The organism is Neoakkermansia glycaniphila (assembly GCF_001683795.1).
Lineage (GTDB): Bacteria > Verrucomicrobiota > Verrucomicrobiia > Verrucomicrobiales > Akkermansiaceae > Akkermansia > Akkermansia glycaniphila.
The window spans coordinates 1-10292 of sequence record NZ_LIGX01000003.1 but is presented as its reverse complement, the minus strand read 5'-3'; the positions used below and the strand labels follow the sequence as shown (position 1 = coordinate 10292).

General features: G+C 54.3%; 10 protein-coding genes. All 10 read left to right on the top strand.

Going from position 1 to position 10292, the window contains the following annotated elements:
* Positions 1 to 159: 159 nt before the first annotated feature.
* The gene (locus tag AC781_RS02340; protein ID WP_172801793.1) at positions 160 to 1194 is read left to right on the top strand and encodes an SEL1-like repeat protein; all 1035 of its coding nucleotides are present in this window, start codon (positions 160 to 162) and stop codon (positions 1192 to 1194) included.
* Positions 1195 to 1316: 122 nt separating this feature from the next.
* Positions 1317 to 1769: a hypothetical protein gene (locus tag AC781_RS02335; RefSeq protein WP_067772886.1), complete on the top strand. Its 453-nt coding sequence runs from the start codon at positions 1317 to 1319 to the stop codon at positions 1767 to 1769.
* A gap of 73 nt (positions 1770 to 1842) precedes the next feature.
* Positions 1843 to 2223 (top strand): hypothetical protein, encoded by a 381-nt coding sequence (locus AC781_RS02330; protein ID WP_067772883.1) that lies wholly within the window; start codon positions 1843 to 1845, stop codon positions 2221 to 2223.
* Positions 2224 to 2475: 252 nt separating this feature from the next.
* Complete coding sequence (locus AC781_RS13600; protein WP_141675704.1) at positions 2476 to 2775, top strand: hypothetical protein; 300 nt, start codon at positions 2476 to 2478, stop codon at positions 2773 to 2775.
* Positions 2776 to 3211: 436 nt separating this feature from the next.
* The gene (locus AC781_RS02320) at positions 3212 to 4738 is read left to right on the top strand and encodes a hypothetical protein (protein WP_141675703.1); all 1527 of its coding nucleotides are present in this window, start codon (positions 3212 to 3214) and stop codon (positions 4736 to 4738) included.
* A 58-nt stretch (positions 4739 to 4796) separates the two neighbouring features.
* Positions 4797 to 5816: an ankyrin repeat domain-containing protein gene (locus tag AC781_RS02315; RefSeq protein ID WP_071133400.1), complete on the top strand. Its 1020-nt coding sequence runs from the start codon at positions 4797 to 4799 to the stop codon at positions 5814 to 5816.
* 79 nt (positions 5817 to 5895) lie between these two features.
* Positions 5896 to 6396: a hypothetical protein gene (locus tag AC781_RS02310; protein ID WP_067772871.1), complete on the top strand. Its 501-nt coding sequence runs from the start codon at positions 5896 to 5898 to the stop codon at positions 6394 to 6396.
* A 307-nt stretch (positions 6397 to 6703) separates the two neighbouring features.
* Entirely contained in the window at positions 6704 to 7537 is an 834-nt protein-coding gene (locus tag AC781_RS02305) for a PEP-CTERM sorting domain-containing protein (RefSeq protein ID WP_141675702.1), read from the top strand.
* Between the two features lie 238 nt (positions 7538 to 7775).
* Positions 7776 to 8591 carry a PEP-CTERM sorting domain-containing protein gene (locus AC781_RS02300; protein WP_141675701.1) on the top strand — a complete coding sequence of 272 codons (816 nt, stop codon included), beginning with the start codon at positions 7776 to 7778 and terminating at the stop codon, positions 8589 to 8591.
* 126 nt (positions 8592 to 8717) lie between these two features.
* A partial coding sequence (locus AC781_RS02295) for a TolB-like translocation protein (RefSeq protein ID WP_176712480.1) occupies positions 8718 to 10292 on the top strand: 1575 nt, incomplete at its 3' end.

Here is a 10292-nt window from a genome sequence, read left to right as displayed (position 1 = left end):
GGTGTGGGAGAATGGCCTTTTTTGCCTTGTGTGGGTGTGGCGTTTCGTTTATAGTCGATTTGTTACCCCATTCCCTCCGATATGAGCTACTCCCAGTATGATCGCAGTTTCGTTGCGGTGCGAAGGCCGTATTTGTATGGCGCCTCCGCATTTGTTGCCATGTGTAAACGTACTTTTCAGGTATGGGGCGCCCTGTTCGGGCTATTGTTCGCGTTTGGCGTATCGTGGGCGGCAGATGATTCCTCTGTCGTTCGGTTCAGGTTGCCGGACAGTCTTGAGGATGCCTTGGAGTCGTTTTTGCCCGAAGCCGAAGAAGGTGATTCCGAGTTCCAATACCTTGTGGGACTGGCCTATTGTCGCGATTCGTCCATGCCTGGCCATCAGGCGAAGGCGTTCGCGTGGTTTCTCAAGTCCGCGCAGCAGAACCATGCTGAGGCGCAGTTGATGTTGGCTCTTTGTTATGAAGGAGGGATGGGAGTGGAGACGGATGTGCGGCAGGCGTTTTTCTGGTGTAAGAAGGCTGCCGATCAGGGGCTTGGCGTAGCTCTGAACCATCTTGGTTCGATGTATTTGCTCGGAGTAGGGACCGATGCCCGACCCGAAGAAGCCGTATCCTGCTTCAGGAAGGCGGCGGCGCAAGGCGACGTCGAGGCTTTGTCGATGCTCGGCGCATGTTATGTGGACGGAGTCGGCGTGGAGCAGGATACGGAGCGGGCGATTGCCTGCTTCACGGAAGCTCTGGAGAAGAGGGATCCGTTGGCGATGTTTTTCATGGGCTTGTGTTATGCCGATGGAAACGGAGTGCCCAAGGATTCCAGAGAGGCGTTTCACTTGTTTATGCAAGCGTCTCTTCACGATTTGCCATCGGCTCAATTTCATCTGGCCCAGTGCTATGAGAAGGGGGAAGGTACGGAGCGCGATATGGAGCAGGCCATCCGGTGGTATGCGAAAGCGGCCGAGCAAGACGATGAGGATGCTCTGTTCTGTCTGGCTTCCTGCTATTTGAAGGGTATTGGCGTGCCGCGCGATGCCCGCAAGGCCGAGGAACTTTTTCGGAGGGCCGACCAGCAGGGGCATGAGGAAGCGGAAGATTATTTGGAGGTTTGCGAGGATTTGCTCCGGCTGGAGGAGCGTAGGAGCGCGGCTGCGGGCAAGGGCTCGTCGCAGTCGGATGGGGAAGGGGGGCAGAAGTGAATAACTCTCCGGGGAAGAGTGGGCTGGATGCGCGGTTGTGCTCTGCCGGGATCGTCGGTCAGCGGTATGGCAGGAGCGTGTTTTTGCATCGAAGGGAGGCATTATGGATGAGATGTTTGTTCATGCTGATCGTTCTGCTGCTGCTTCCTGCATGTTCTTTGTGGCAGCATGCTTCCACGGTCCGGGAAGAGGGAGCGTGGGAGAAGGAGTTGAGAAGTACCCTCCGCAGCATGGAGCAAAACGGGGACGATAAGATACCCGTTTATTTTCTTGAGCGGGACGATTGTGAATACGGAGGGTATGACGGTAAGCCTAGGAGGGTAGGTACAATGACGGCAAGGGATCTGGAGGGTTTGCTTGCGCAGGAGCGTATTTCTTTACCGAGTGAAACCCAGGATTTTTGGTGCGCCATCAAGTTGGGGATTCCTCGTCAGTATCCGGCAATCGATCTTTCTTTTACCCCTTGTGAGAAATTGGGCTTTAAGATCGCTTATCAAGAAAAGTCGGTTTCTGTCAGGGACAGGCGGTTGCATGCCAAAATGAAGCGTATGCTCGGGAAGCGCGTGCAAGATTGATATGCTCCGCATGTCTTCCCGATAAGTACTGCGTTTTTCTGATGGAACGGTTGCATCATGATGATTTTGCCATATGTTGAAAAGAATAGTTTTGTCCAGCGTTGTTCTTGTTATCGTCGGGTTGATTATTTGTATTGTCGTTGTCAATTATCGCTATACTCATCCCGAATGGGCGTTTTCCATGACTGCGGCCGAATGTGCATGCCGAGGTGTGCTGGCCGGTAAGCAGCAATACTATGAAGTTGGTTCCGGGGTGACGGAGCTGGCTTTGGCGCGGGGTGTTTCGCCGGAGAAGGCGGAATATGTGCTTGCCGTGCGAGGTTATGAAGTGGTTCGGTTCAAGCCGGATAGGTTCCATGCCGTTTATGGGAGTCTGGAGCTGCGAAGAGTGGATCCGGGTGTGGTGAATTTCTATTTCTACCATCCGCGCTACCGTCCCAATTTCGGGGGCTGATGGGAGGGGCATGGCGGGGAGATGCGGCGAAAGGTCGGGGCTCGTGCGCAGGGTGGCCTGAGGCAATGGAAGATATGGTTTGACGAAGCGCGACTGCTGTATGCCTGGTGTGCCGATTCCTTGATTGTTGCCATGAAACGCTTATCTTTCAGAAATGTTCTCCTTGCGGTGATGATGTGTTTGTCCCTGGCGCAATGCATGAAGACGAATGTTCGGATGTATCTGTCAGGTTATCAAAATAAAGATGGAGATATGCAATACGGTGTCGAGGTGCATTATGTGCTCTGGATGCTTTTGAATTCGGAAGGCGGCGTTTGTGCGTCCGTGCCCCGGTCGTCTTATATCGACTTGCCGACGGGGTGGGCTCCGGGCAAGGAGGTGACAAGTTTTCGCCAATCATCTATTACAGGTAGTCTGTTTATTCCGGAAAGCAAGGACTGGGTGAAGCTTGATTTGCTGGACGATGGTGAGCCATACTGGAAGGGGAGGTTCCCCTTGAAGCAGGCCAAGAAGAGTTCCTTTGCCGTTTTCGAAAAGGTGGGTGAGGAGTGACTTGCTTGTCAGGCAAGTGCGGGCGGTATTGGCGGGGATGATCGTCCGGTTGTCCTGTTTTTGCGCCGCAGGGGAAGTGCCGGAACATTATGCGGCGTGTGGTTCCTGTGCATGCGCGAGGGGCGCTGATGGGATGTTTTTCGGGAGAGGGAGGAGGTATTTAAGCACCGAAATGGAGTGAGCCGTGGGTTTGTGCGTTTTCCGGCTTGACGGGATGGCGTGTTTATTTCTATGATGCGCGTGAGCGGTTCGTTCGCCTTGTTCGGAGTATTTTTGCTTCCGTGCGCAAGGCGGCCATGCCGATGCCCCTCTTCCTCCCTTCCCCTATGTTTTCCTGTTTTTCGATGCCTGTGTGGTGTTCCGTCTGCGCGTGCCTGGGCGCGGGCTGTGGCTGTTGGTCGTTTGTTGGCTCAACCCCGTTTTTTGCATGAAGAGTATGCTGAATGAACCGTTGCCTTTTTCTTTTATCCGGATGAAAACTACTCTATTCGCCACATGGACGGCGCTGTGTCTTGGAGGCGCCGCCCTCCCTGCGGCCGAAGAAATCAAGCCGATTGAAACAATCGAACTTCCCGAGTCTCTCGATGTTGCCTCGCTCATCAACGGATACACCCGGGCTACGCAATTTTGCGTCACTCCGAATGGAAAATATGTTCTCGGTGCGGGATACCATGCGGCACCCTTTTTTGTCGATATACCGCAGAAGAAAGTATCCGTCATCCCATCTCAGCGGCCAGATGATGGACAAATCCTGTACTTGGATAATCACTGTTTTCTCTTTGATGATATCAATGAGAAAAGATGGCTTGATTTTAAAGGTCGGCCAACAGCAATTAGGTCGTTTGATGGAGGGGCTAAGCAGTACAATCATGTCGATGGCGGATTCATGTTCGATCGCCTGCGTTCTAACTTGTGGGATGTGGAGCGTGAGATGCAACGGTTGGGCCTGTCGACAGATTACAATTTCACGGCGCTTGGTTATGTATGGCTGCAACCTGCAACAGATGGATGCATCTCCTTCTCTGTCGATAATGATCCCGTTCCGCTTGCGCTGATTACACCGGGTTTCCAATCGTCCTATCTGTTTCCGACGGACAGAGTGTTCGCGACAGATTTCTGCTGGGAACGGGATTCCCGGCGGCTCGCTCTGCTTTACCAGAAACTCCCGTTGCAAGCGGCGCCGATGACGGGGCCTTTCTTTCGACGCCTGCCGCAACCGACATCGGGCTATGCCGTATTCGATTATAAGGGTAAGCTCATCGACGATGTGCCCATCCATGTTGATCGAGCTTATAATCCAGTCGCTCTTAATCTCGACGGCGAGGATTCCGAGATCCCGCTGAGCATGTTTTATGCCTGCCTGCACAGGGACTACCTTTATTTTATCGACAAGGGGGGACTGTTCGTCCGGGATCTCGAGAACAAGGAGACACGCCTTTTATGTGCCGGCATCGGCGAGGCCTCCCTGCCGGACTTTCGTTTCGGATTTATGCAGCGCTTCAAAGTCATGCCGAACGGAGTTGTCGCCTTTGTGGCATTGACGTCCATTCCCGGCGGAGATCCGAGTAACGGACGGGATACGTACGTCGCGCTCATGAAAGACGGCAAGCTCTTGGCTTCAAAATCCTTACGCCCTGTGGACGATTGTCGTCTTTCCTTTGAAATAGCAAGTCCCGAATGGATGTCGCACCTGTATCAATCAGTTGATAATTACTTGATTGTCGGTTTGCATAATGCTGACTCCAAAATGAGCTACCACTTCATCGATACAGACAACCCCGAGCATATTTCAGATTCGCCGCTCATTCGTGAGACAAAACATACGCGCTTTCATCCGTCTCTGATTCGCGGTAAATTATATGGAATCACAGATTCATCCAATGAACATCCGGCATATATCGGAATCTATGCCTTGGAACCGGAGCGCCAAGCAAAGGATGGGGATGAGTTCGCAGAAGAGTGAGTGTGCGGGCAAAAATCCGTTTCCGTGGGCGAGGCCGAATAAAATAATTTGCTGTCTGATGATGAATAAATTATCCGTTTTCTGTGTTGTGCCGGTGCTTTTCTCGGCTGTTTTTCATGCCGGTTGTACATCCGGCATGAGCGAGGAGCAGGCGCGACAGGTGGTGCGGTGCAGCTACGAGACGATTCTGGATGACGGTTCGCCTCGTTTCGAGGTTGCCGTATCGCCTCCTCGGGAGGATCGGCGCAATCCGGAGAGTGTGGCGTTGAGCAGGACGAAGCTGAAGGCGATGCGGCAGTTGATGCGGAGCGGGGAGGCTGTAACGCTGCGCGATTTTTACGGCGAGACGGCGTTGCACAAGGCTGCCGCCGCAGGGGATGTGCCTGCCATGAGGGAGCTGCTGGAGGCAGGGCTGGATGTGAATGACCGTTCTTCGGCGGATGGGGCTACGCCTTTGCATCAGGCCTGCCGGTTGGAGCAGGTGGAGGCCGTTGCGGTTCTGCTTGCACGTGGTGCCGATCCAAATGTGGGCGATTCTGCCGGAGAGACGCCTTTGTTCGATCACTATTGTACTTCGCGGGAGATCATGTCCATGCTGTTAAAGGCTGGTGCCAATCCTAATCGGCCAAACAAGGAAGGGTTTTATGCGGTCGTGTTGAGCGATTTTCCGGATTTGCTTGTGCGGCATGGTGCCAATCCGAATTTGTTGGTGGCTTCGACCAATAATACGGTTTTCATGCAGCGGATGCTGAATTTCGGCGATGATCGCGATCCGGGCGTGCAGGCGATGCTGCAAGGCGGGGCGGATGTGAATTTGGCGGCGGACGACGGTTATACGCCGTTGATGATGGCTGCCGAGAACCGGTTGAGCGGGCTGGTGCGGGAGTTGATCGCCCGTGGGGCGGATGTGAAGGCTCGTGATCGGTTCGGGAAGTCGGCTTCGGATTATACGCGGCGCCATTCGTTGCATTACCGGGTTTTGTCAGATGGCGGCAATCCGCTGGCCGGTACGGTGCAGGATGATTCGGAGGAGTTGCGGGAGGTGAGGCGTGTGTTGCGGGAGTATGGGGGGAGATGATGAGGGCGGTTGCGTTGTCTGTGCCGTCGGTTCGGCGGGGTGAGGTGTATGTTTTTGTTTATTGACGAAGGGATATTGAATGATGTTGGAGTGTCTTGTTTTCTTTTCTGCAGCGATTGTGTTGCTGGTGGTGTGGGCGGTGGTTACCCGGCACCGCTGGGTGCGGGTGCGGGCGTTGCTGGCGGCGCTGGGCTGTTTGGTGCTGATGTGGAAGCCTTTGGTTTGCCTGTTTGCTCCGTGGTATTTTTTTGACTCTGCGGAGGAGAAGTCGCGGTATTACCATGAGGTGACGCGAATGTGGCACCATGTGCCGTGGTTGGATATAAGAGATGTGTATGATGATATTCGGCGAATGAGTCCGCAGGAGCTGGTCGATTATTTGGGGGAACCCAGCAATACGGATCGGCGCGATGAGATTTGCATGTGGTTGAATGGTGCGCAGCTGGGGACCGTGAGGTCTTTGTTGAATAGTGGAGAAAATTTGATCGGGTGTTATTGTGTGTTTGCCAAGCCCGGCGACGAGGATGGCCGTGGCAATGAGTTGCAAATCAATTTTTTCGATCTTGATGCCTATTATTGATTTTGTTGTGAGATCGGTGTTTGGCTGTTGACTCAATCATGGAATAACCGGATAAACAATCCGCATGACAAGCCGAAAATGCATAACCATGTTTATTTATTGGAGGTGGTGTATGGAAACCAACTCCAATAATCTATAAAGGCTCACATGATTCCACTTTCGCCACCTACGCATCAATTATTCTTATATTATTGACAATGAATATAAGAATAAATTGACTGAAGTGAAGTACGTGGCGACGGATTGTTTATCTGGTAAACTTCTTGTGTTGTTTTCTATGCAACACAGGTTTTAATTGATTGAATAGATGAAGACTTCTTCCTTATTATCCGGGTTTGTGGCAGTGGCGGCTCTGTCGCTGGGAGCGCAGGCTTCCGCCGCTTATGATTACAATGGATATTGGGTCTATGTGTGGACCAATACGTCGGGCGGCGCTTTCGGTACTGCTTCCAATTGGGGAGCGGTGAAGAATACGACTCAAGGTTCCCTTGCATCCGTGACCGGTTCTCCTGCCGCGGCGGATGTGGCCTATATCGGCTATACATATTCCTATTCCAACGGCGTACAGACGTTTTCGCAGCTTTCGACACATCCGTCGATCACGGTGACGGCCGGAGGCTCGCCGAAGACTCTGTTCCTCGGGGATAATGTGACGTATCAGGCTCCCGCATGGCCGGATAGTACCCGCATGGTGTATATGGGCGAGAATGCTTTGTACACCGGTACGAGCCAGGGCTTCAGGTCGGGCAACACGTATACGTTCGATTTCGGTTCGATGACAGGTACCTCCCGGATTTCCATGAGAGATGTGTGGGTGCAGGCTTGTACGATGAAGTTCCAGGGGGATGTGACGATGACAGGCGATACGTTTTCCTATACGCTGTTCGCTGCGACGAATTTGGCCCAGAATGCGGGTACGTGGGTTGCTTCCGATGTGTCTGTGACGGACAGGTTCGGCAAGGATCTCGCCTATGCCGGATACGTGACGGATGCCACGCAGATCGGCCGAGGCCAATACGGGCTCGTTCTGGATGGCGGCAGTGTGAAGCTGCAGGCCAACGGTACGATTCCCGAGCCTGCTACGGCGACTTTGAGCCTTTTCGGCCTGTCTGCACTGATGATGCGCCGCCGCCGCAAGTGAGGTTGCCGGGGGATATTTTCCGTTTTATCGGCCTTTCTACATGGGTAGAAAGGCCTTTTTTGTGGCGGGATATATATGCGAGGCAGGTATGACAGTAAAGTATGGAGTGTGAGGGGAAAATGAGGTGTGGTGTGTTTTTTTTGTTTTACAAAATTCATAATTTCAATCGATCGTGACGATTTTTTCTTGACGTGAAGGGTTGGCGGGTTATACTTAATGCGCTAAATTTATATTATATATGTTGAAACGCTCTCTTCTTTTAATCGGTTTTCTGTTGGGTAGCTATACCCATGCCGCGTCTTTGTTTGTCTGGGATGAGACGCCGGGGCACGGGGGTACTTCGGGCAATTTTTCACAGGCCTGTTGGTATTTCAATAGCGATGTGAGTACGGCAACCAGCGTGGCTTATACGGGAACCAATACGCCCGGCGCACAGGCATATTGCTATATCGGCTATACGTTCAGCTATCAGGATAACAGGCAGGTTTATACCCAGACGAATACGGCTATTACCGTGACGGCTGCCGGTGCGTATAAGTATCTGTGGCTGGGCAATAATGTGACGTTTTCCATGGCGACATGGCCAACCGGCGGGCAGACTGTTTATCTCGGTACCCATTCCATTATCAGGGGCAGTTCCAACGGTTTCAGCAGCAATAGTACATACAATTACGATTTCGGTTCCTTTTCCGGAGATGCGAAGCTTTCCATGGGATCTTTCTGGATGCAGTCGGGAGCAAGGGTCAATTTTACGGGCAATTTGGCAATGACGGCGGATTCGTTTACCTATACTCTGTTTTCCGCTACGAATCTGGCCCAAAATTCAGGCGTGTGGAATGCGTCGGGCGTGTCGGTGACGGATATGCACGGTAAGTCCCTGGACTACGCAGGGTATTTTACGGATGCCACGCAGATTGACCGGGGCCAATACGGGCTCGTTCTGGATGGCGGCAGTGTGAAGCTGCTGGCCAACGGTACGATTCCCGAGCCTGCTACGGCGACTTTGAGCCTTTTCGGCCTGTCTGCACTGATGATGCGCCGCCGCCGCAAATGAGGTGTGTGTTTCCTTTTTTCAGGGCTCTTCCGCGCTGGCGGAAGAGCTTTTTTTGTGGCAGTTGTGCTTTTTGGACGGGTTCGGTGCAAGGTTTGCCGGTGCGCTTTCGTATTTCTTGGCTGTAAGATGAAGGCTTTCCGTTGTTTTTTAGCGTTGTTGCCGATGAGCGGCTGGGTGTTGGGAGATGTGCCGGAGGATGATGAGGCGAAGGGGGAGGGTGCCGCTGCGGCGTGTGGGGAGTACCGGGGTGTGGAGAAGAAGCAGGTGTCGCGTTGGTGCGTGCCTTCCGGGCAGGTGTCGCGGGTGCTTCCGCTGCCCGATCCGATGTTTTCGGAGGTGGATAGCGTGAAGGGGAAGGCGTATGATGCTGCAGCGCGGTTGTCCGTGCCGTTGGGGGATGTGGCCAAGCTGCCGTGGACGGGCCGGGTGACCGCCGGTGAGGATGGCTGGATGCGTGCCGAGCCGTGCGTTTCCCCGTTTTGGCCGACGGTGCGGGTGTTCCGTTTTTTTGTGGAGCCTTCCGCTTTTGTGGAGGGGAAGCTGGAGGTGGCTTGTCCGCAGGTTTGCCGGGTGTATGTGGATGGGAAGCAGGTGGCGGAGAAACTGGAGAGGCAGTCCGCAGGGGTAAAGGCTGGGACGATGTGTCCGAAGGTGGCATGGGAGCGGCGAAGGTACGAGGTGGTGGTGAAGGTGCTTTCGATGCCGTGGGATTGGACTGCACCCAGCGTGAAGGCGGATTTCGTGTCCGTAAAGTCGAAGCAGGCGGTGAATGTGGCGTTTCCGGATGGGTACGGCCGGGCTCCGGTGACGATCGAGGCGTTGAATGAGGCGCCGCGCGTGGCGTGGTGTTCCGTGTCCCCGAACGGGGAGTATGTGCTTTCCCGGGTGGAGAGGCTGTTGCCGGATGGCAAGTCGCAGGCTTCGTTCGAGGTGCGCCGGGTGGCGGATGATGCCGTGGTGATGGTGGCGGACGATGCCCGCCGCTACCGGTGGATGCCCCGCGGGGCGAGGCTGATGTTTACGGCGATGCAGGGGGAGAATGAGTGCGCCCTGAAGGCATACGATGTGGAGAAGCGGGCTGAGGAGGTGCTGGTGGAGGGGGTGCCGTTCAAGGATGTGTCGTATGCGTGGGCACCGGATGAGTCGTTTCTGGTGGCGACGGTGACGGAGCGTTTCGAGGAGAAGGGGAAGGAGAAGGATTTCAAGAGGTTTGTGAATATGGCGGACCGAGATCCGAAGTGGCGCGACAGGTCGTTCCTGTATCTGGTGGATCGTGATTCGGGGCGGATGCGCCGCCTGACGGCAGGGGTGGGGAATGCGGAGCTGTGCGATATTTCTCCGGACGGTTCGAAGGTGCTTTTTGCGGTGTCACGCGTGGATTATTCGAAGCGGAGGTATGAGGTGTACGATTTGTGGGTGATGGATCCGCGGTCGATGGCTTGCGAGGCTTTGCTGAGGGATGTGCCTTTTTCGGTGTCGTCGGCATCGTGGTCGCCGGATGGCAGGAAGCTGCTGGTTGTGAGCGATGCCGATGCGTTCGGCGGGGTGGGGCTCGATTTGCCGGAGGGGTATGTGGCGAATGGGTTCGACAGGCAGGCGTTTTTGTTTGATGTGGAGTCTCGCCAGGCGGAGCCGATTACGCGCAAGTTCGCCCCGAGTGTGGTTTCCGCCGTGTGGGGCGGGGACGGGCGTGTGTATCTG

Excerpts from the sequence above, each read along its gene's own strand:
- AC781_RS02310 (WP_067772871.1), top strand. The coding sequence starts at position 5,896 with ATGATGTTGGAGTGTCTTGTTTTCTTTTCTGCAGCGATTGTGTTGCTG.
- AC781_RS02300 (WP_141675701.1), top strand. The coding sequence starts at position 7,776 with ATGTTGAAACGCTCTCTTCTTTTAATCGGTTTTCTGTTGGGTAGCTAT.
- AC781_RS02305 (WP_141675702.1), top strand. The coding sequence starts at position 6,704 with ATGAAGACTTCTTCCTTATTATCCGGGTTTGTGGCAGTGGCGGCTCTG.
- AC781_RS02315 (WP_071133400.1), top strand. The coding sequence starts at position 4,797 with ATGATGAATAAATTATCCGTTTTCTGTGTTGTGCCGGTGCTTTTCTCG.
- AC781_RS13600 (WP_141675704.1), top strand. The coding sequence starts at position 2,476 with ATGCAATACGGTGTCGAGGTGCATTATGTGCTCTGGATGCTTTTGAAT.
- AC781_RS02335 (WP_067772886.1), top strand. The coding sequence starts at position 1,317 with ATGCTGATCGTTCTGCTGCTGCTTCCTGCATGTTCTTTGTGGCAGCAT.
- AC781_RS02330 (WP_067772883.1), top strand. The coding sequence starts at position 1,843 with ATGTTGAAAAGAATAGTTTTGTCCAGCGTTGTTCTTGTTATCGTCGGG.
- AC781_RS02320 (WP_141675703.1), top strand. The coding sequence starts at position 3,212 with ATGCTGAATGAACCGTTGCCTTTTTCTTTTATCCGGATGAAAACTACT.
- AC781_RS02340 (WP_172801793.1), top strand. The coding sequence starts at position 160 with ATGTGTAAACGTACTTTTCAGGTATGGGGCGCCCTGTTCGGGCTATTG.